A 17577-nucleotide genomic window follows, 5' to 3' on the forward strand; every position below is an offset into this window, starting at 1 on the left:
GTATCCATAGAATGTAATACACACTTTGCTCGAAATAAAAACTGCCCAACCAGCCGTTGTAAAAATAAGTTTTCAAGCAAAATCAAAGTGATTAAGCAATCAGGAAAACTTAAGCGGGCCTTGATAAAAAAGAGCGCGTGCGAGTCATGAGAAACCACGCGCCTCCTTGTTTAGTGCAGATTAAGCAATGCAAACAGTCCGACGATTACCATGAGTACCGAGAGGTACTGCATGGGCACAAAAAACAACGTGTGCTTTTTGCGAAAAACCACTTCGCCACCGGTGGCTGGATCAATATAGGTTTTGCCGGGTGCATTATTCAGCTTGTGGCCAATATAAGCATTGGCGGCGGCCGCAACCAGTAAACCGATACCGACACCAAGACCATTGGGAAGCCCGGCGAAAGATATCAAGCCCACCAAAGGAAAAAGAATAGAAAGGATGCCCCAGCCTTGCCAGATAAGAAACATAACGTGTCCCTGTTAATTTTTAAGGCGCGCAATCTAACAACAATCAGCCGCCTCAGCAACATCTAGCAATATATTATGCAGATCACAGCGATCATTGCTTTCCGAGAACCGCCAAAGACACTAAAGCGTCCCGTCTTTACGCACTGTTCCTCGCTCTTCGGCTTTGGCAGAGCGTAATTTACTCCCTGGGTATCGTGATATTCGACTCGATCTTCTTCCCCATACTGATGCGCGGTTCGGTCGAGTAGCCCAGAGACTCGTAGAAGCTTTTGACGCGTTCATTTGTGCTGACGATCTGTAGATTGATTTTCATACAGCCACGCAGGATCAAGGCGTTCTCAGCATGATGTACAAGTTTTGCGCCCAAGCCTTTTCTACGATGGACCGGATGCACCGCAACCGCATACAACCACCCACGATGGCCGTCGTACCCCGCAAGAACGGTACCGACAACCTCATCCCCTGCCAACGCCACAAAAAAGAGCCCATCCGTAACGGCCAGTTTTTTGTCTATGGCAAGGCTGGGGGTGTTATGCGCGGTTTCGTAGCCGAAAACGGCTTCCCATAGCGCCATGACGCAGAGGCGATGGTGTTCGTTTGAGTAGTTGGCAATAACATCCATGGCGCAGCCCCTGAGTCGAATGGGACGACGCTATCTCTCTGTGAAGCTCTTGTCCATTGGACTCGTTGGGTCGAAAGCGGCTCAATGCCGACAGAGTGCTCTGTGTCATTGCATGGATTTGACCACACTTTTGCACTCGACTTGATCTGTTGCTTGCGTCGTATTTGACCTGCACGATTCGTGGCCTTGACCGGCAGAGGTCGGCCAAAAGCAGACCATGGACACGCTGCTAATGCGCCAGTAATGTGTGCCCAAATCATGTCGCGTTACCTCACATCTGTTGCGTTTCTGGCGCGACACTCAAGCCGAACAAGGGTTACACATGGACAAGGAACGTTATCAGACGCAAACAGCGGAAAATATTATGCCACTTGTGTCGTCTACTTATAGTCAGGCATAGCCATGAATACCTTCGAAACGAATGAAAAGTTAATTGCCGAAGGCTGCAGCACTCAAAACTTCGCAATCAACAGCATTGGAAGTGACGTGTATTGCCTATGCAATACAAATGGTTTTTGGTCAGTTTTTTATACGGAGCGCGGGATAGATCACCCTCCAATATTCAGCTCGATATCCGAAGAAGAAGCTTGTAAATTTTTCTATGACCACGTTATGAAAATGGAGCATTGGCACCTCGTAGGCTTTTACAAGGACAACAACTTGGTAGAAGCCATGGAATCTAAGCTTTCTAACCTTGGAATCCGATTTGTGCGCAATGACATACCTGCATACCAAGCACAAAACGACCCAAGATTTCGGATATTTATAGTGGGTAAAGATATTTTCAGATTCAAGGATGTATTCGGTGAGCCGTATATCAGCTATGCCTAACAAGGCGCTGAAATCGCTCATTTCATTCGCTGGGACGGCGCGCCGCCCCCCCCTTAGTTTACTCGTTGGTCAGCGTCCGCTATGGGTCCAGGCTGTGTGAAAACGTTTTAGAGCTAGTTTGAACGTCAGAACCGCAACGAAAATCGCGTTCCTACACAAATTTCAGGTCTGCTGACCAACCAAACGTTGGCAGATTTTACGTAGCAACGCAGACTTCACAACGGTGCATGCGTTTTCACACAGCCTGGGTCGATGTCTGCCCTTCGCGACGGGCAGACATCGGCCAGAAGCGGTCGTTCAGTAAAGAGGGAGAAATTTCCAATATGTGTTTTTTTCGCAACAGATTAAAGCCCGCTCTTAGCGTCCGAGTGGGGGCGGCCCATAAAGTTCGGTTTCCCAGTCTTCAAGAGGTGGCGTCACTTTGAAAGATGAGTCGCAGTAGGACCTTAGGTAGTCAGTCGCTCTCTTTTGGGCGTGGGTGAAATTGAGCACATTCCCTTCACTGTCCATTTCTATCACGTTCGCAAATATTGCGAACACCATCTCAATTGCACTTGGTTCTGAGCCATAAACGTCTAAGTACTCCACGTTTTTTAGCATGTAGTGGGTTCCACTTGCCATGAAGTATGCAAATGTTCGGAGTGCCCCACTGAAATCGTTACTTAGCTTTTTCATACAATTTTTCGTAGTAAATATTCTGGTTTGATTGAAGGGCGAGCTCTATCATGTCCCGAGCAAAAAGAAAGGTTTGTACCGTTAACCAGGATCTAAGAATACACAACAGTACCGGGCGGCAATTTTATACCGCGCAGAGAGCGGTAACAGACCCCGTTCCCATACACAAGGCCCGCATCCAAGGCTTGAGCTTTAAACACTAACGCTCGCAGCTTGTGGACGAGTCGAGATAGTCGCTCCCTGAATAACAGCGGTTGAATTGGCCGCCGTGGTTGCCTGGGGTACTGAATTTCACCTAGATATTCCCGCCAGCTTGTGGGTCGCTGATATAGCGCCATTTCGAAATTATTCAAAATTTCCACCGCGTTATTTAGATCGTCACTTCTGAGGCAAAATTTTACGTTCATTGACGTAATGCTTACCCTTGCATCTCTTTGAGCATATTGTTCAAAAGCAGGAGCTATCAGGTAAAAATAACCAAGGGAATGAAAGCAATCAGATCTGAAAACAATTTGGTCTTGAGACTCTAGCCGCCACAATTGCTCTGTTTTTTTCGAGGTGTATAAACCGATGATGTGATGCATGTGACTATCCTGATTACTGACATTCTTATTGGTGACGGCAAGCTCAGTACTTTGCGAGGACTCAGCATAGCGGCCCATGCCATCCATTTGCCACGGTTTTGTCTGCTTCTGGCCGTTTACTGCCGGTGCTGACCGGCAGCTATGGGTCGATAGCTGCCTCCCGTGGATGACCGCTTTTGGCCGAAAGCCGACGGTCGCGAACGGCAGCAATTGGCCGACAGCTGCCCTCAACCAAAGGCTGCTTTGGATCGCTTTCTGCCTCTCGCGACGGGCAGTAAGAGTCAGCTCGGATGCAATTGACTGGTCAGTGGCAAGGCAAGCCGGTGGTCAAGTGAACTGTAATTACGCATGCTTGGCCGTTTGGACGCTGAACCTATATCCAGACGTCACTCAAGGCAGTTCGCTCACCCTGTTCATGGCCCGTGTTCAAAATACCTCGTGGTTCGATCATCATCAGTTTCGCTTCACTTTGCGCCGCCGTCCTGTGCACTACCCCGCGCGGCACCACATATAACTCCCCAGGATTCACATGGACGCATCCCTCTGGCAGGTCGATGCGCAAGGTGCCTTCGAGCACAATAAATGCTTCGTCGGTCTCAGGGTGTGAGTGCCAGATGAATTCGCCTTCGATTCGCACAACCTTGAACTGGTAGTCGTTCATTTCAGCGACGACCCGAGGGCTCCATTGCTGATCGATCAGCGAAACCTTTTGCGCCAGGTTTATGGGGAGCGATGTTTGTGGGTGATGGGACTCAGGCATGACAGATCCTCTGTAGTTGAGGTCGTCAGCCTATCGAACAATGAATGCATCGCGCTTGTACGATCCTGCAAGTCAGCGTGCGGGCCGCAAGCGTTCCAGCCAACGCATGGGTGGGACGCCATAGCAGCGTGTGAAATGTCGGGTCATGTGACTCTGATCGTGAAAGCCTGCGGCGAGGGCGGCGTCCACCAATGTGAAACGGTCGAGGACAAGACGGCGAAAGCGGTCAAGACGTCGTAGTGTGACAAAGCGGTAGGGGCTGGTGCCATAGAGCGTTCTGAAGTCGCGTGACAGGCTCCAGCGCTCTCTCCCGCTAGCCTGCTCGAGCATTTCCAACGTAATGCCCAAGTGCATATTTTCCAGGATGAATGCTCTGGCGCGTTCGGCAGAGAGATAATCCAGACGCTTACGGCCACGCGACTTACCCGCGACGGCACGCAACGCCATTGCCAGGTCATACAGGGCGTCCTGTTCCTCCAGCGTCTCCATAGGGTTATCCATCGCTTGCACAAATGCTTCGCTGGCATGGTAAAGGCGCGGATCGTTCGAAAGCCCACCGGCGATAAAGGGCAAAGGTTCGCCCCCCAAGATTGTCTGGATCAATGCTGGATCAACGTAAGCCATACGGTAATGAAAACCTGCTTGCGTGCCGGCCATGCCGTCATGAAGTTCATCGGGGTGAAGCACGAGCGTGTTGCCCTGCACCCCGTGGCGTAGCGAACCCTTGTAGTGAAAACTTTGCACGCCCGCCAGCGTGCGACCTATCGAGTAGGTGTCGTGACGGTGTGGGTCGTAGCCGTGGCTGCCGAACCAGGCTTCGATACGCTCGATGCTACCGGGTTGAGTGCTGCGAATAACCCAGTCAGAGGTGCTCGGTTGGCCTTTTTTCCGGTCCATGCCAGTATTTTCCAGTTTCTGCGCAGTCGTCGCGGTTTTCCTTTTCGGGAATATACAAGTACTCGCAGTCGGATATCTCCTTTTGACCCAGGCTGTGAAAAAAATCGACGCTCGCCGTTAGCTCAAGCCACTGTTGAATTGATCACTGACCAGTTCAGCCAGCATCCGCACAGGTTCGGTAAAGCTTCGGCGAGAATGATGTATCAGCCCGATATCACGGTGAAACGTGCGCACGCCGAGATCGAGTGCCCGGACACCGGCTGGCCAAGGACTGGCTGCACAGCACGCTTGGCGGTTGTCCCACCGTCGTTGAGCCCAGGCTTTCGTAAAGCCTGAGCAGCATGTTCGCGAAGGGGTCGTATCAGCCACTATCACCTCAGTTGACACACCGCTTTCGCGAGCAAGCCCGCTCCAACAGGTGAGCCGTGGTTAATTGTCGATTGGCGTGATGATCTCAATCCGCGTAATCCCCACCCGTTCAGCCTGCGCAATTATCTCTTGGGGTGTCGAGTCCGCCGTGGGCATGACCAGGCCATTTTCCGCATCGCCCAGATGCAGTTCCAGCAGATGCATCGCAGCCTCGTGTTCGGCCAGTTGTGGCGGTTTGAGTTGGAACAGATGAGTACGAGGCTCGTCGTTGAAACGGTATTGCAAAAGGTAGTTGTGCATGGTGTCACCCGCGTTTGAAGGAAGAAGCCACTGATTATCCTGACGCACCGGTCAGTTATTAGTTCAACGGCATGGCGACTGCGACTTACTGGCGGTAAACAGATAAATCTTGGCGCTCAATCCAAACTTTTCGCCGCGCCGGGCGTCCTTTCCTTACACTCCCCCAAAAGCTGAGCACAGCTAAGGACTGGCGATGACCTTCTTCATTTTTCTTCTGGCCTGCGCGGCTGCCGCGAGCACAGGCGTCATTTTCAAACCGGGCCCCTGGTATGCATCGCTGACCAAACCTGGCTTCACACCGCCCAACTGGGCGTTTCCGGTGGCCTGGACGGTGATCTATCTGTTGCTGGCCTGGGCCGGATACCGACTGAGCCTGATCCCCGGCAGCCAAACGGTGATGGCGTTATGGGCGGCGCAGATCGCGCTCAATACCCTGTGGACGCCGGTCTTCTTTGGCGCCCACAACGTTTTCGCCGCCATGGTGATCCTGACGCTGCTCTGGCTGGTCGTCGCGGCCATGGTGGTGATGGCGTTGCAGCTTGATCTGGTCACCGGCCTGATCCTGTTTCCCTATCTGGCTTGGTTGTGTGTCGCCGCTGCGTTGAATTTTTCCATCTTGATCAAGAATCGCGGATGACTAACCCACGCAGCAAGACGCCTTGGCCACAGAGCGAGCGGGAATTGGCGCAAGTGCGTGACTTCAACAAGAAGCTCGCCTGGTTACCGCGCTTTAAGATTCGCAATCGCGTCCTGCCACGGATGATTCAAGCACTGCTGCGCGCCAGTCAGATCGGTGGCGCGAGCCAGGTGCTCAAGCACGGCCTCAAGGCTGAAAGAAAAGTGATCGAGACGGACGGCGTGCCGGTGGCCGTGCGGATCATCAGGCCACGCGGCCGAGCCAAAGGCGTCGTACTGGATTTTCATGGCGGCGGCTGGGTGATCGGCAACGCGCAGATGAATGACAATTTCAACATCGCCATCGTCAAGGCGTGCGACGTGACAGTGGTCTCGGTGGACTATCGGCTGGCGGTCTCGACGCCGATTGAGGGCATCATGGAAGACTGCGTTGCCGCGACTCGCTGGTTATTGGGTGAACGCGAGTTTGCCGGCCTGCCGGTGATTGTCGTTGGCGAATCGGCCGGGGCTCATCTGGCGGTGGCAACCTTGTTGGCGCTGAAACAGTCGCCGGGTTTACTGCCAAAGATCAGCGGCGTGCTGTTGTATTACGGCGTCTACGATCTGACCGGCACCCCGAGCGTGCGCGCAGCACCACCGGACACGCTGGTGCTGGACGGCCCCGGCATGGTGGCGGCGCTGCGCATGCTCACGCCGGATCTGAATGATGAGCAACGCCGGCAACCGCCGTTGTCACCGTTGTATGGCGACTTCAGCGGCTTCCCGCCGGCGCTGATGTTTGCCGGCGAACTGGACCCGCTGCGCGACGATACCCTCGAAATCGCCGAGCGCTGGAGGACGTCAGCACCTGTCGAGGTGTACCAACTGCCCTCTTCACCCCATGGTTTTATTCACTTTCCGACCGCGATTGCCAACAGCGTGCTGGCGTACAGCCGTGGGTGGATCACGGGACAAGTTAATGCGTGCACTGTGCTTACCTCGCCTTCTTGATTGCCGAATACCGTCTGCGTTATTCGCGCCGTTCAACCTTGGAATCGGCCAACGCGCCCTCATAACAGTCGCTATACCCAACATCCCCAAAGGGAAGGACAGACCATGACCAGTCAAACCGAAACCGCCATCCTCGCCGGCGGCTGCTTCTGGGGCATGCAAGATTTGCTGCGGCGCTATCCGGGTGTGTTGCAAACGCGGGTTGGCTACACCGGCGGCGATGTGCCGAACGCCACTTATCGCAATCATGGCAATCACGCCGAAGCCATCGAAATCGTTTTCGATCCCGCGATGATCAGCTACCGGCAGATCCTTGAGTTTTTCTTTCAGATACACGACCCCAGCACGCCCAACCGTCAAGGCAACGATCGCGGCCCCAGCTATCGTTCAGCGATCTATTACCTCAGCGAAGAGCAACGCGACATCGCCGAGGACACCGCTGCCGACGTCGACGCCTCACAGCTATGGCCTGGCCGAGTGGTGACCGAAATCGAACCGGCGGGACCGTTCTGGGAAGCGGAACCGGAGCACCAGGATTATCTGGAGCGCATCCCGAATGGCTACACCTGCCACTTCATTCGTCCGAACTGGAAACTGCCCAAGCGCGCCTGAGGTCCAGTCTCACGCTGTCATCGTTGTTCGCAATCGACTCAAATGAGGCCCGACGCCTTTGCGTCGGGCCAGTGGCGTTTTTAAAAGACAAACGTCATCAGTGCGTTGAACACCAAAGCCGCGACAAAGCCCAGAGGTGCCGCGCGAAACAGGAGTTGCTGAAACAGCGAGGCGCGGCTCTGCTCCGTAGGGCACGAGCCGAGGATCAGGCTGCCACCCGAGGAGAACGGTGAGATAGAGGTGGCTTGGGCGCCCACGACAATGGCAACAAACAGGATCATCGGATCGAGCCCCAACGTCGAAGCAATCGGCGGCACCATCGGGAACAGCGCAGGCGTCACGACCCCCAGCGTGCTGGAGAACAGCGACATGAAAGCCGCCACGATGCCGAAGACGATCGGCACCATGATCGGCGGGATGCTACTGCCCATCCACGAGGCCAGCACGTCGATGGTCCCGGCCTTGATCGCAACCGAAATCAGCATGCCCACGCCGCAAATCATGATCAACGTACCCCAAGGTACGGTCGCCATGACTTTGCGCTCGTCGCCCAGTTTGAGCAGCAGCGCAATCACCGAGAACAGACTGGCGATCAGCCCGATGTCCATCTTCGAATTGATAAAGCTCACCGTAGCGTTGGCCGGGAAGACGATATGCGCGATGGGCGCGGCCAGTACGATCGCCATCATCGCCAGCGTCAGCCAAAGCGTGGTTTTCTGATCGCGATTCAACGGCGTAGGCTCGGTCACCACATAAGCGCTGGCTTTCATCGCCTTGCCGTGGCCCGTGAGGAACACCAAAGCTGAAATCACCAGAAGAGGTATCACCAACGTGCTGGCGAAAATCGCTGCTGAGTTGATGAAAGCGTCATTTTCCGGAATCCCCGCGTTGACCATCAATCCACGGAAGATGATGCCGCTCTGGCTAGAGACGAAATTGGCCCCGCTCAACGCGCCGTAGTTTACCGCCATGCCGCCAATGATCAGGCTCATGCCCGTGCGTTCGCAGAGCAGCAACGTGATCGGCGCCATGAATGCCAGCACCGTGTAATAACCCGCGCCCATCCCTGAAATGACGGTCGCGGTGAAGAAGACCGCAAACGGCAACAGTTGCGGCATCGACCGGCTGCGATAAATCAGATGCTCAGCGAGTTTTTCAAGGGTGCCGTTGACCGTGGCGAAGCTGTAGAACAGGCAAACCGAGAAGATAATGAAGAAAATCTTCAGCGGCCACATGCCGATGACTTCCGACGGGCTGAGGCCCATGCCGTAACAGCCGATCAGGTAGGCAAACGCGATGGCGAACAGACCGATATTGATCTTGGTTTTGTAACCAAGGGCGACGGCGACAACGATTGCCGCGACGACGAGCAGGCTCATCATGATGGAAGTCCTATTGTTGTTATTGATTGTTTAGCGGGAAACGTTGAATCCGAACAGCGTTGCCGGATTTTCCTTCAACACTTGGGCGCGCTCGCCCGCATCCGGCAGCAACCTTTCGATGAAGGCCACCTGCTGGTCATAGCTCGTTTGATCTTCGAACTGGGTGTTGGGCCAGTCGCTGCCCCAGAGGAGTCGCTGGATGCCACCGCTCGCCTCGCGCAGCAGTGCCAGCACTTGCGTTGCCTGGGCCAGATCGGATTGGCTACGGTAGGGAGCGGACAACTTGAGCCATACGTGCGTGTCTGCCAGCAGTGCGAGAAAAGCCGTATGAGCGGGATTCTCAAGATCGATGCCACCTGTCGGCAGGCCAAAGTGGTCAATCACAACCGTCACGCCGCACGCCCTGATGACGGGCACGATCAGTGCCAGATCATCGATGCCCCGCTGAACCTCCACCTGCCAGCCGCGCCGTGCCAAACGCACGAACAGCGCAACCCAAGCGGGACTGCTGTAGTCGGCCAGTGTCTTGCCAATCAGGTTCAAACGGATGCCCACCACACCGGCCTCGGCCAATTCATCCAATCGACTTTCGCTGACATCAGCGTCGACGACCGCCACCGCACGCAGGCGTTTTGGATAGCGGCGTAACGCGTCAAGCATGAAGTGATTGTCGGTGCCCAAAAAGCTGGGCTGAATCAACACGCCGTGTGACAAGCCATTGCGATCAAGATGGTCCAGATACTGCTCAACCAAAGCATCGTAATGCGGGCTGTAGCGACGGCTGGCAACCATCGCCAGGTCTTGGCGGAAGATGTGGGCGTGGGTGTCCACACCACTGAGGGCAGGCGTATGAAGACTGGTCATAAACAGATAACCCTGAGCGATTGTTGTTATGGCTAACGATCTGCAGCGTTCGTGAGATCGGGCGATGAGGCCCAAGCGACGGTTGGCGGCAGATTCATATAAATACATCTATTCATATATATGACCACACCACCATATATTCAGCGCTAGATATCTGTCAAACGACTTGTTGGTGATAAAGTAGCGGCGCCTGCCGGAATGGACTGCCCCAAAAATGAACGCCTCGACACTCGGATACGACGAGCGCTTGCCGCTTTATCAGCGCCTGCGAGAAGAAATGCTCGCCAAGATCGCCTCTGGCGAATGGACGCCAGGGGCGCCCATTCCCACCGAAGCAGAGTTGACCAAACACTACGGTGTCGCGATCGGCACGGTGCGCAAGGCTGTGGAAACGCTGGTCAATGAAGGCCTGCTCCTGCGTAGCCAGGGCCGCGGCACCTTCGTGCGCCGACCTAATTTCGACGCCTCGCTGGCGCGCTTCTTTCGGCAGGTGAATGCCAGCGGCGGACGCGAAATACCCACCAGTCGCATCCTTGCCAAAACGCTGCAAAAACCATCGCTAGCCGTGGCCAATGCGCTAAAGCTGCAAGACGGCGAGCACGTCGTGAGCATGGAACGCCTTCGGATGGTCGAAGGCCGCACACTGTTTCACGAGGACATCTGGCTACCCGCCACACGTTTTGGCGCATTGCTGAGCATGGATTCCGAAAGTTTCGGCGAGCTGCTCTACCCTTTGTATGAAACCCAGTGCGGCCAATGCATCGCCTCGGCGAGCGAGACGCTGACGGTGGGGGAAGCCGACCCGGCCATGGCCACAATCCTCTCGATCAAGGAAGGCTCCCCGGTCGTCACCATCGAACGCACCGCATTGGGGTATGACCGCAGCCCACTCGAATACCGAATTTCCCGGGCGGCGGCGGAAGGCTTCAGGTACCAGATCGATATTTCTTGAGGCGTTGGGTGAGGCGCAGCATGCGAATCGCCCGGTAGCGCCCCCTCCCACCCCCGATGGAACTACGTTTATGCCAACCTCGCAAACCCGCCCTTCCCCCGCACCACTGCTCAAACCCGACGAAACGGTGGTGCTGTTCGACGGAGTGTGCAAGTTGTGCAATGGCTGGGCGCGGTTCTTGATTCGGCATGATCATCAACGCCGTGTGCGCCTGGCGGCCGTGCAGTCGCCCGAAGGGCAGGCGCTGCTCGCGTGGGCAGGTTTGCCGGTGGACCAGTTCGACAGCATGGCGGTGATTCGTGACCGACATTACTGGGAGCGCTCCGATGCGTTTTTCGAAGTCATTGGCCAATTGCCCGCCCGTTGGCAACCGCTAAAACTGCTGCACGTCTTCCCACGCGGGCTGCGGGACTGGGTTTACGACCGCATTGCATTGAATCGTTATCGGTTGTTTGGCAAATACGATACATGCCTTGTGCCGAACCCGGATCACGAAGCACGTTTTGTGAAAATGACGACGCCGCCTGCGGCTAAACCAGAAAACTGATCAGTTGAACCGGTGTCAGCTTCGTCACCATCATCAGCACAATCACGAACATCCCGGCAAAACCGGCAACGCCCATCCAGAACCACTTTCTGTAAACGGCTCGGTAGTTTTCATCGAGCCCCTTCCCGGCCTCCCCCGCGCTCGACGCCATCGCGCAAAGCCTTTTCTGCAAGAGCAAAACCGGCAACCAAAGCGCCCCGACGCAAAAGAAGATGATCAACGAAGTCGCCACCCACTCCGTGGTCATGGGCAGGCCCGAGAGTTTCATCAGAAAAAAGCCTGTGATGATTTGCACCAAACCGGCCGGCGTGGTGATCCAGGTGTCGAAGCGCACCACCATGCGGGCGACGTGTGCGATCACCAACGGGTTGGCCGTACGGCTGGCAGCGATCAAATACAGGTAGGAACCCATGCCGAACCCGAACAGGAAAATCGCCGCGATGACGTGCAGGTACTTCAGGCCCAGATAGAGCATGCTCAGTGCGGCCCTTTGGAGAAGTTCACGGCCAGGCTCAGATTACCCGGATCGTTGATGGCCGCCATGTATTCGTCGACGCTGATTTCGCCGACGCAAGGCCGGGCACCAGGTCGCGGTACATAGCCTTGGGCCATTTTCACGGCCAGTGCCACCGCTGCGCAGCTGGGGATTTGCGGGCCTTTGTCATTCAGGGCAGTCAGTTGCGCGGTCATCGCCAGCGGCAAGCCATCAACATCGAGCCCGTGAACGTCGATGTACATCGCGCTTTTGCCGTCGCCGAAACGTTCGAATCGCACGCCCAGACGGTGCAAGCGCGCAGCCCAGCGAACGTGGTCGCGAACCAGCCCGATCTTCAGCGCCTGCGCCAGCAGACCGTTGGCGATACCGCCGAGCTTCAACCCCGCGCCGGCCTTGAAACTCAGGGTGTGCGCGCCATAGCGGCTGGCGAAAATATCCATGTCCGGCACATCGACATTGGCCAGTAAGCGAGTGCCCAGTGGCGGCATTTTACGCAGGGTCAGATCCTGCCAGCCCGGCACCTCATGCACCTTGCCGTTCTTGAGTTGCTTGATGGGTTTGCCGGCGTAGGCCAGCACACCTTCGATCGTCGACAGCCCCGGCATCTTCGCCGACGACGAGATGCCATGTTCAATCGAGTCGATGCGTGAGAAGTGATGGCGCTGCTGATCAATGATCGCCGACGACAACGTCGGCACCGAACTGCAGCCGCTAAGAACAGCCACGCCCGCCGCTTTCGCCCGCGCATCAAGGACGCCCACGCCATTGACGAAAGTCCGACAGTCCGCAAGGTCGCAGTAACTCACCCCAGCCGCAATACAGCTCTCGGCGACCGCATAGGGTTGCCCTTGAAACGGGCCTCCTGTGTGGACGACCAACTGGATGTTCATCGAGCGCAACGCCGCACTGAACGCGCTGCCCATGGCATCGCCGCACCAGCCTTCGCAGACATTATCCGACTGGCGGTTCAACTCATCGACCTTGCGCTGCAACTTGTGCTGATCACGCCCCGAAAGCACCAGCTCGACGCCCTGCATCAGCGCCAGATGCTTGCAAACGATGCTACCGAAGTTGCCGTAGCCCCCCACCACCATCACCCTGAACGGCATTCAATTCTTCCCTAACTGACAGGTTGTATTGAGCCACTGACGGAGGCTCATCTAACGGCGGGAAGAATATAGCGCCGAGCGTCAGCAGGCCAATCAACAAATCCAGGGCGCTGGCCCGTCAGCAAGCAGATCTCTGCGGTGAGGTCGCAAATTAAATGAACCCCCCACGCCACACGCCCCCTAACAAAGACCATCAGGAGGTAGCCAATGCAAAATGAAATCGTATGGATCGTACTGGCGGCAGTTCTTCTGCTCATCGAGCTTTGGGCCATCAACCGGGTACGCAAAAGCGAGGGGAAGTCGAATAACAAGGGGGTATGGATTGTGCTGATCGTATTTGTGCCGCTGTTCGGGCTGATTGCCTGGGCGATCGCAGGCCCCAAACATATCAGCCAGGACACCGCGTCACATCCCGGTCGCTAAAAAGCACTGTGCCGGCTTCGCGTTTAAAAACTTCGCGGTCTTCAGGCCGATACCGTCAAATTCCGCCAGGCGTTTCTCGGGCGCCTGGCAATCGGTACTGTGCGGGTCAGTAGCGTTAACGCTCAGCTGCGAAAATGCGCTCCACTTGACCACCCGTTTGTATTCGCTCTGACCAGCAATTGCACCGGGTTCGACCAACACGCGTTGAAACCATGGTCGGCAGAGAACAGTCAGAAGCGGCCTCCACGATCAGGAGATCGGAAACGTCGGCTAAACCTGGCTCTGAAGTCCATCTATGACGTGATGTAGCCTTTAGCATCATCCTTGCAGACGATTATTGAGGCTCTTCTGAATCGACTGGAATGGCCGTCGGGATTTGCCATGAAGGTTTTCTGCCGTCCTGACTGTCGAAAATACGTCGCGCCTTGCGGAAGTCCTCAACGTTCTCGACGACCCACGTCCAGATGGGGGACATACGGATCAGCAGTCCCATCCCCAGTGGCGTCAGCTCGTACTCGACGCGTGGGGGAATTTCACCGAACTCCCGCCGAACCAGTAGTCCATCGCGCTCCATGGAGCGTAGCGTCTTCGTCAACATCCGCTGAGTTACACCAGTCATCTGCCTTTTTATCTCGGCATGGCGCATCGTGCCGTATACCCCCAGGGCATGAAGAATACCCAACGACCAGCGGCTGCCTGCATGAGCAAGCACTTCTCGCCTCACCCCATCATCGTCTTCTCTGAGCGTTCGGCAGATTGCTTCTGCCTGGCTGAGAGCTTCCTGATCGGTCATTTCTTTGTCTGGTATCACAGGTGTGCCTTCTTACGAGCGCTGCCGAATCGTGCAAGCATTTGCCGATCTTACAGGCAACAGGTTTCTGGAGAAATCATGACCGAAATGACTCGTCTTCCCCCCCAATCCATTCTCGTTCTAGGCGCCGGAGAGCTCGGGCTTCCGGTTTTGCGCAATCTTGCGCGAGTAGCAAAGCGCGCGCCCGGTTCCACAATTAGCGTCCTGCTTAGGGGCTCGACCATCAACACTCAGGCGCCCGAGAAAAAGGGCGAAATCGATGGACTTCGGGGACTCGGCATCCAGATGGTGGCCGCAGACTTGGTGAACGATTCGATCGATCAGCTGGCTGAAGTGTTCGCACGCTTCGATACCGTCATAGGGTGCGCAGGCATGGTTGCGGGCCGGGAAACCCCGATGAAGCTGGCTACAGCAGCGCTCAAGTCCGGTGTAAAACGCTACTTCCCATGGCAGTTTGGTGTCGACTTCGAGGTAATCGGTAGGGGCAGTCCTCAGGATCTGTTCGATGCTCAGCTTGATGTACGCGAATTGCTTCGCGCCCAGGACAAAACTGAATGGGTAATCATCTCGACAGGCATGTTCACCAGCTTCCTTTTTGAGCCTGTATTCGAAGTGGTTGACTTCGAAAACGATACCGTGAACGCGCTAGGCAGTCTTGAGAACAGCGTGACGCTCACGACGCCATACGACATTGGTGCGCTGACAGCGGCAATCGTTTTCTTCGAACCTCACTTGCGCAACCAGATCGTGTATCTATCGGGAGACACGGTGACGTACGCAGAGGTTGCGAGCCTCCTTGAACGTGTACTGGGGCGCCCGTTCAAACGTAACGTGTGGACTGTTCCGTACCTGATCCGGGAATTGGAGAAAGATCCGACTCACCACATCAAGAAGTACCGCGCTGTGTTTGCCCAAGGCAGAGGTGTGGCTTGGCCGAAAGCGGGCACTTTCAACGAGCAGCAGTCGATTGAGGTAACGACTGCCGAGCATTGGGTTCGGAAAAACCTCGCAAACATCTGAACGCAAAAGCAGCGCAACCTTCTGCCTCACAATCTGGCGCAACAAGCGCCCAAGGTTGTGAGTGGCTGCTCAGGTCGAATGCAAATGGCTGGGCAAGTCCGTGCAATTACCCACTCAGCTCACCAGCAAGGCTTCATGGACATTGATGACGGGGACAGCTATCTGTACACGCTGGCTATCGAGCCAGCCTCTGGTTCTAACCACATCAAAAATCTGCCCCTGTTCAATCAACGCCAACAAGAGCTCGTCGGCCACTCGATATCGCCCGCATTCGGGGCAATCTCTTTCTTCCCATGGGCCGTGACAGTGAATCCGCTCGGCGGCGCCTGCACACACAAGACAGCTCATCGCACTTACCTTTTATAGTTTTAATCGGCCAGACCGAGTTGATGCGGTGGATGGCCGGTCGGCCGGCATAAACCCGTAAAGTTCTTCGCGTTGACGTTTTCAATACAAACACGTCGCATTTGTCGTGCCATGAGACCTGTATGAGAGCGTTGAGGGTGAGCTGCAAAAGAGATGTGGCCGCGAGTAACATGGTCGCTTATTGCTAAGAAGCCATTGCTGAGTACACGGAGTCATCCACATGGAAGTCATCAATCAATTACAACCCATCGAATGTGCCGACATGCTGGACATTCGACGCGAGATCGACAGTCTGGACCACGCCGTAATCAAGCTGTTGGGCAAGCGTTTCCAGTACGTGCTGGCAGCCTCGAAATTCAAGACTTCAGCAACATCCGTGCGTGCGCCGGATCGCTTCAAAGCCATGCTCGCAACGCGCCGAGAGTGGGCGCAGACCGAAGGTCTGAATCCGGACGCCATCGAGAAAATGTACAGCGATCTGGTGAATCACTTCATTGCCGAAGAGATGGCGCATTGGTCGGTGCATCAATCCACCTCCTCAGTTGAGAATTGAGGCGTGGGCACAGCGTTTGAAGACCGACCAGTGATATTTGTCTAACGATTTTGATCAGGAGCCTCACCCATCATGGATGAAACCATCACCTATCGAACCGCAACTGCCGACGATGCGTTGACCCTGTGCGAGTTGGGCCAATTGCTTAACGCCGTGCACCACGCTGGGCGCCCCGACATATATGCGGCGGCCACCGACGATTTTTCCCGCGACCTGCCGCACTGGTCAGGGGTTTTCGAGAAACCGGATCATGCAGCCTTCATCGCCCATGTGGGTGATCAGGCCGCGGCGTTCATTACGGCCAATCTGTCGGCCAGCTCCGGGCCGCTGATGCAGCGACAGAATGTAGTCCGTATCGGCTCGGTGTGCGTAGCCGAGCCGTTTTCGGGCAAAGGGATTGGTCGTGCGCTGATGCAACTCGTCAAGGACTGGGCCGTTGAGCATGACGCTCAGGATTTGCGACTGACGGTTTGGCCGTTCAATGAGCGCGCTGCGCGTATGTACGCCGAGTTCGGATTCGAGCAACGCGCCGTCGAGATGGGGATGCGGCTGGTATGAGCAGGCAAGCCCGACTCATAATGATCGTCCTCGGCTTGCTGGTCGGCAAAAGCGTTGAGCATACTTGATGGCACCGCTGACATTGGGATGATCCAAACCGTCACCCTACCCGACTGCGTCGGCGACTAGCTAAACCGATCGGCCCGGCGGGCATCCGCTGGGCCGATGTCATATGTGTCATGGAACGCAAACACCTGAATCGTAGGCAGACGACTGTCTTGCAGAACTAACAACCCGAGTAAAAACATGAATCGTCAGAAAAAACTGAAGCAGTTGTTCAAGGAAAAGGCCAAAAAGGCCAGCGCCAAATTAGCCCCGAAAAAGCCGAAATACATCAGTAAGGCTGACCGGGCGAAGCTGGAGACTGAAGCGGGTTCTGACTCGTTGATTTCCTCTGAGGGTTGACCCAGGCTCCAGGTCCAAAGCACCTAGGGACACGAATCAGATTGACCCATTGAAACAAGCGATCAGCTTTACGCATCAGGTGTGCTCGACTGAGTACCCTGCGCAAGCTCAATAGCTGCCTTGATGGCGGCCCGGGCTTGAGGGCTGTTCTTCCAGCAAGTCGATCCCGTTGCTGCCGATGCCTGAGCGACGATGTCACAAACATTGGCTTTGCTGAGCGCCGCCAGCGAGTCAATGCCCATCTGCTCAAGGCGAGCAATAACGGTCGGCCCCACGCCCTTAAGGGCCAGCAAGGCATTATGTTCCGTCAGTGGAAATGGCATCCGTAAACTCCTTTTATCGGCC

At 55.6% G+C, this 17577-nt stretch carries 26 protein-coding genes and 1 pseudogene; 11 read left to right on the plus strand and 16 right to left on the minus strand.

Annotation, left to right across the window (positions count from 1 at the left end; genetic code table 11):
• Nucleotides 1-170 precede the first annotated feature (170 nt).
• Nucleotides 171-470 (minus strand): hypothetical protein, encoded by a 300-nt coding sequence (locus K5E40_RS22010; RefSeq protein WP_221732576.1) that lies wholly within the window; start codon nt 468-470, stop codon nt 171-173.
• 178 nt (nt 471-648) lie between these two features.
• On the minus strand, nt 649-1092 hold the full coding sequence (locus K5E40_RS22015; protein WP_221732577.1) for a GNAT family acetyltransferase: 444 nt from the start codon (nt 1090-1092) through the stop codon (nt 649-651).
• A 402-nt stretch (nt 1093-1494) separates the two neighbouring features.
• Between K5E40_RS22015 and K5E40_RS22020 the strand changes: the two genes are divergently transcribed.
• Entirely contained in the window at nt 1495-1923 is a 429-nt protein-coding gene (locus K5E40_RS22020; protein WP_221732578.1) for an SPOR domain-containing protein, read from the plus strand.
• A 357-nt stretch (nt 1924-2280) separates the two neighbouring features.
• On the opposite strand, the gene K5E40_RS22025 is transcribed toward K5E40_RS22020, so the two are convergent.
• The 6 genes and pseudogenes from K5E40_RS22025 to K5E40_RS22045 form a co-directional block, all read right to left on the minus strand.
• Nucleotides 2281-2598 (minus strand): hypothetical protein, encoded by a 318-nt coding sequence (locus K5E40_RS22025; RefSeq protein ID WP_073638595.1) that lies wholly within the window; start codon nt 2596-2598, stop codon nt 2281-2283.
• Nucleotides 2599-2690: 92 nt separating this feature from the next.
• Nucleotides 2691-3182: a hypothetical protein gene (locus K5E40_RS22030; protein ID WP_221732579.1), complete on the minus strand. Its 492-nt coding sequence runs from the start codon at nt 3180-3182 to the stop codon at nt 2691-2693.
• Nucleotides 3183-3555: 373 nt separating this feature from the next.
• On the minus strand, nt 3556-3942 hold the full coding sequence (locus K5E40_RS22035) for a cupin domain-containing protein (protein WP_221732580.1): 387 nt from the start codon (nt 3940-3942) through the stop codon (nt 3556-3558).
• 72 nt (nt 3943-4014) lie between these two features.
• Nucleotides 4015-4839 (minus strand): AraC family transcriptional regulator, encoded by an 825-nt coding sequence (locus K5E40_RS22040; RefSeq protein WP_221732581.1) that lies wholly within the window; start codon nt 4837-4839, stop codon nt 4015-4017.
• 117 nt (nt 4840-4956) lie between these two features.
• Nucleotides 4957-5106: pseudogene (locus tag K5E40_RS35095) on the minus strand (LysR family transcriptional regulator); the annotation flags it as partial.
• Nucleotides 5107-5268: 162 nt separating this feature from the next.
• Nucleotides 5269-5508 carry a hypothetical protein gene (locus K5E40_RS22045; RefSeq protein WP_221732582.1) on the minus strand — a complete coding sequence of 80 codons (240 nt, stop codon included), beginning with the start codon at nt 5506-5508 and terminating at the stop codon, nt 5269-5271.
• Between the two features lie 193 nt (nt 5509-5701).
• On the opposite strand from K5E40_RS22045, the gene tspO reads away from it, so the two are divergent.
• The 3 genes from tspO to msrA all read left to right on the plus strand — a co-directional run bounded on the left by tspO (nt 5702) and on the right by msrA (nt 7746).
• Nucleotides 5702-6145, plus strand: coding sequence for a tryptophan-rich sensory protein TspO (gene tspO / locus K5E40_RS22050; protein ID WP_221732583.1), 444 nt, complete (start codon nt 5702-5704; stop codon nt 6143-6145).
• Nucleotides 6142-7134 carry an alpha/beta hydrolase gene (locus tag K5E40_RS22055; RefSeq protein WP_221732584.1) on the plus strand — a complete coding sequence of 331 codons (993 nt, stop codon included), beginning with the start codon at nt 6142-6144 and terminating at the stop codon, nt 7132-7134. Before tspO ends, K5E40_RS22055 begins: the two co-directional genes overlap by 4 nt.
• Nucleotides 7135-7239: 105 nt before the next feature.
• The gene (gene msrA / locus K5E40_RS22060; RefSeq protein ID WP_221732585.1) at nt 7240-7746 is read left to right on the plus strand and encodes a peptide-methionine (S)-S-oxide reductase MsrA; all 507 of its coding nucleotides are present in this window, start codon (nt 7240-7242) and stop codon (nt 7744-7746) included.
• An 80-nt stretch (nt 7747-7826) separates the two neighbouring features.
• On the opposite strand, the gene K5E40_RS22065 is transcribed toward msrA, so the two are convergent.
• Together K5E40_RS22065 and K5E40_RS22070 are read right to left on the minus strand one after the other, a co-directional pair.
• A complete protein-coding gene (locus K5E40_RS22065) occupies nt 7827-9128 on the minus strand; it encodes an SLC13 family permease (RefSeq protein ID WP_260455922.1) in 1302 nt (433 codons plus the stop codon).
• A 30-nt stretch (nt 9129-9158) separates the two neighbouring features.
• Nucleotides 9159-9992 carry an amidohydrolase gene (locus K5E40_RS22070; protein ID WP_221732624.1) on the minus strand — a complete coding sequence of 278 codons (834 nt, stop codon included), beginning with the start codon at nt 9990-9992 and terminating at the stop codon, nt 9159-9161.
• Nucleotides 9993-10206: 214 nt separating this feature from the next.
• Between K5E40_RS22070 and K5E40_RS22075 the strand changes: the two genes are divergently transcribed.
• Together K5E40_RS22075 and K5E40_RS22080 are read left to right on the plus strand one after the other, a co-directional pair.
• Nucleotides 10207-10944, plus strand: coding sequence for a GntR family transcriptional regulator (locus tag K5E40_RS22075; protein WP_221732586.1), 738 nt, complete (start codon nt 10207-10209; stop codon nt 10942-10944).
• Nucleotides 10945-11014: 70 nt separating this feature from the next.
• Nucleotides 11015-11491 carry a thiol-disulfide oxidoreductase DCC family protein gene (locus K5E40_RS22080; RefSeq protein WP_221732587.1) on the plus strand — a complete coding sequence of 159 codons (477 nt, stop codon included), beginning with the start codon at nt 11015-11017 and terminating at the stop codon, nt 11489-11491.
• On the opposite strand, the gene K5E40_RS22085 is transcribed toward K5E40_RS22080, so the two are convergent.
• Nucleotides 11475-11966 carry a DUF2269 domain-containing protein gene (locus tag K5E40_RS22085; protein ID WP_221732588.1) on the minus strand — a complete coding sequence of 164 codons (492 nt, stop codon included), beginning with the start codon at nt 11964-11966 and terminating at the stop codon, nt 11475-11477. The two genes, K5E40_RS22080 and K5E40_RS22085, sit on opposite strands and share 17 nt — an antisense overlap.
• A gap of 2 nt (nt 11967-11968) precedes the next feature.
• Nucleotides 11969-13096, minus strand: coding sequence for a saccharopine dehydrogenase family protein (locus K5E40_RS22090; protein ID WP_221732589.1), 1128 nt, complete (start codon nt 13094-13096; stop codon nt 11969-11971).
• Nucleotides 13097-13303: 207 nt separating this feature from the next.
• Between K5E40_RS22090 and K5E40_RS22095 the strand changes: the two genes are divergently transcribed.
• The gene (locus K5E40_RS22095) at nt 13304-13519 is read left to right on the plus strand and encodes a PLD nuclease N-terminal domain-containing protein (protein WP_221732590.1); all 216 of its coding nucleotides are present in this window, start codon (nt 13304-13306) and stop codon (nt 13517-13519) included.
• On the opposite strand, the gene K5E40_RS22100 is transcribed toward K5E40_RS22095, so the two are convergent.
• Together K5E40_RS22100 and K5E40_RS22105 are read right to left on the minus strand one after the other, a co-directional pair.
• Nucleotides 13502-13720: a hypothetical protein gene (locus tag K5E40_RS22100; RefSeq protein WP_221732591.1), complete on the minus strand. Its 219-nt coding sequence runs from the start codon at nt 13718-13720 to the stop codon at nt 13502-13504. The genes K5E40_RS22095 and K5E40_RS22100 overlap by 18 nt on opposite strands.
• A gap of 133 nt (nt 13721-13853) precedes the next feature.
• Entirely contained in the window at nt 13854-14312 is a 459-nt protein-coding gene (locus K5E40_RS22105; RefSeq protein WP_221732592.1) for a helix-turn-helix domain-containing protein, read from the minus strand.
• 96 nt (nt 14313-14408) lie between these two features.
• Here K5E40_RS22105 and K5E40_RS22110 point away from each other — a divergent pair, with 96 nt between their 5' ends.
• Complete coding sequence (locus K5E40_RS22110; RefSeq protein ID WP_221732593.1) at nt 14409-15350, plus strand: aromatic alcohol reductase; 942 nt, start codon at nt 14409-14411, stop codon at nt 15348-15350.
• Between the two features lie 114 nt (nt 15351-15464).
• Here K5E40_RS22110 and K5E40_RS35100 read toward each other — a convergent pair whose 3' ends face one another.
• Nucleotides 15465-15605, minus strand: coding sequence for a hypothetical protein (locus K5E40_RS35100; RefSeq protein ID WP_260455929.1), 141 nt, complete (start codon nt 15603-15605; stop codon nt 15465-15467).
• A 331-nt stretch (nt 15606-15936) separates the two neighbouring features.
• On the opposite strand from K5E40_RS35100, the gene K5E40_RS22120 reads away from it, so the two are divergent.
• The 3 genes from K5E40_RS22120 to K5E40_RS22130 all read left to right on the plus strand — a co-directional run bounded on the left by K5E40_RS22120 (nt 15937) and on the right by K5E40_RS22130 (nt 17232).
• A complete protein-coding gene (locus K5E40_RS22120) occupies nt 15937-16269 on the plus strand; it encodes an isochorismate lyase (protein ID WP_221732595.1) in 333 nt (110 codons plus the stop codon).
• 72 nt (nt 16270-16341) lie between these two features.
• The gene (locus K5E40_RS22125; protein ID WP_221732596.1) at nt 16342-16827 is read left to right on the plus strand and encodes a GNAT family N-acetyltransferase; all 486 of its coding nucleotides are present in this window, start codon (nt 16342-16344) and stop codon (nt 16825-16827) included.
• A 246-nt stretch (nt 16828-17073) separates the two neighbouring features.
• Nucleotides 17074-17232: a DUF2986 domain-containing protein gene (locus K5E40_RS22130; RefSeq protein WP_221732597.1), complete on the plus strand. Its 159-nt coding sequence runs from the start codon at nt 17074-17076 to the stop codon at nt 17230-17232.
• Between the two features lie 68 nt (nt 17233-17300).
• Here K5E40_RS22130 and K5E40_RS22135 read toward each other — a convergent pair whose 3' ends face one another.
• Entirely contained in the window at nt 17301-17555 is a 255-nt protein-coding gene (locus K5E40_RS22135; RefSeq protein WP_221732598.1) for a helix-hairpin-helix domain-containing protein, read from the minus strand.
• Nucleotides 17556-17577: the final 22 nt, after the last annotated feature.

The sequence above is a fragment of the Pseudomonas baetica genome (genome assembly GCF_019733355.1).
Lineage (GTDB): Bacteria > Pseudomonadota > Gammaproteobacteria > Pseudomonadales > Pseudomonadaceae > Aquipseudomonas > Aquipseudomonas baetica_A.

What these genes read in the sequence shown, in the direction of transcription:
- K5E40_RS22010 (WP_221732576.1), bottom strand. Translation starts at nt 470, where the DNA reads ATGTTTCTTATCTGGCAAGGCTGGGGCATCCTTTCTATTCTTTTTCCT.
- K5E40_RS22015 (WP_221732577.1), bottom strand. Translation starts at nt 1,092, where the DNA reads ATGGATGTTATTGCCAACTACTCAAACGAACACCATCGCCTCTGCGTC.
- K5E40_RS22020 (WP_221732578.1), top strand. Translation starts at nt 1,495, where the DNA reads ATGAATACCTTCGAAACGAATGAAAAGTTAATTGCCGAAGGCTGCAGC.
- K5E40_RS22025 (WP_073638595.1), bottom strand. Translation starts at nt 2,598, where the DNA reads ATGAAAAAGCTAAGTAACGATTTCAGTGGGGCACTCCGAACATTTGCA.
- K5E40_RS22030 (WP_221732579.1), bottom strand. Translation starts at nt 3,182, where the DNA reads ATGCATCACATCATCGGTTTATACACCTCGAAAAAAACAGAGCAATTG.
- K5E40_RS22035 (WP_221732580.1), bottom strand. Translation starts at nt 3,942, where the DNA reads ATGCCTGAGTCCCATCACCCACAAACATCGCTCCCCATAAACCTGGCG.
- K5E40_RS22040 (WP_221732581.1), bottom strand. Translation starts at nt 4,839, where the DNA reads ATGGACCGGAAAAAAGGCCAACCGAGCACCTCTGACTGGGTTATTCGC.
- K5E40_RS22045 (WP_221732582.1), bottom strand. Translation starts at nt 5,508, where the DNA reads ATGCACAACTACCTTTTGCAATACCGTTTCAACGACGAGCCTCGTACT.
- tspO (WP_221732583.1), top strand. Translation starts at nt 5,702, where the DNA reads ATGACCTTCTTCATTTTTCTTCTGGCCTGCGCGGCTGCCGCGAGCACA.
- K5E40_RS22055 (WP_221732584.1), top strand. Translation starts at nt 6,142, where the DNA reads ATGACTAACCCACGCAGCAAGACGCCTTGGCCACAGAGCGAGCGGGAA.
- msrA (WP_221732585.1), top strand. Translation starts at nt 7,240, where the DNA reads ATGACCAGTCAAACCGAAACCGCCATCCTCGCCGGCGGCTGCTTCTGG.
- K5E40_RS22065 (WP_260455922.1), bottom strand. Translation starts at nt 9,128, where the DNA reads ATGATGAGCCTGCTCGTCGTCGCGGCAATCGTTGTCGCCGTCGCCCTT.
- K5E40_RS22070 (WP_221732624.1), bottom strand. Translation starts at nt 9,992, where the DNA reads ATGACCAGTCTTCATACGCCTGCCCTCAGTGGTGTGGACACCCACGCC.
- K5E40_RS22075 (WP_221732586.1), top strand. Translation starts at nt 10,207, where the DNA reads ATGAACGCCTCGACACTCGGATACGACGAGCGCTTGCCGCTTTATCAG.
- K5E40_RS22080 (WP_221732587.1), top strand. Translation starts at nt 11,015, where the DNA reads ATGCCAACCTCGCAAACCCGCCCTTCCCCCGCACCACTGCTCAAACCC.
- K5E40_RS22085 (WP_221732588.1), bottom strand. Translation starts at nt 11,966, where the DNA reads ATGCTCTATCTGGGCCTGAAGTACCTGCACGTCATCGCGGCGATTTTC.
- K5E40_RS22090 (WP_221732589.1), bottom strand. Translation starts at nt 13,096, where the DNA reads ATGCCGTTCAGGGTGATGGTGGTGGGGGGCTACGGCAACTTCGGTAGC.
- K5E40_RS22095 (WP_221732590.1), top strand. Translation starts at nt 13,304, where the DNA reads ATGCAAAATGAAATCGTATGGATCGTACTGGCGGCAGTTCTTCTGCTC.
- K5E40_RS22105 (WP_221732592.1), bottom strand. Translation starts at nt 14,312, where the DNA reads ATGACCGATCAGGAAGCTCTCAGCCAGGCAGAAGCAATCTGCCGAACG.
- K5E40_RS22110 (WP_221732593.1), top strand. Translation starts at nt 14,409, where the DNA reads ATGACCGAAATGACTCGTCTTCCCCCCCAATCCATTCTCGTTCTAGGC.
- K5E40_RS22120 (WP_221732595.1), top strand. Translation starts at nt 15,937, where the DNA reads ATGGAAGTCATCAATCAATTACAACCCATCGAATGTGCCGACATGCTG.
- K5E40_RS22125 (WP_221732596.1), top strand. Translation starts at nt 16,342, where the DNA reads ATGGATGAAACCATCACCTATCGAACCGCAACTGCCGACGATGCGTTG.
- K5E40_RS22130 (WP_221732597.1), top strand. Translation starts at nt 17,074, where the DNA reads ATGAATCGTCAGAAAAAACTGAAGCAGTTGTTCAAGGAAAAGGCCAAA.
- K5E40_RS22135 (WP_221732598.1), bottom strand. Translation starts at nt 17,555, where the DNA reads ATGCCATTTCCACTGACGGAACATAATGCCTTGCTGGCCCTTAAGGGC.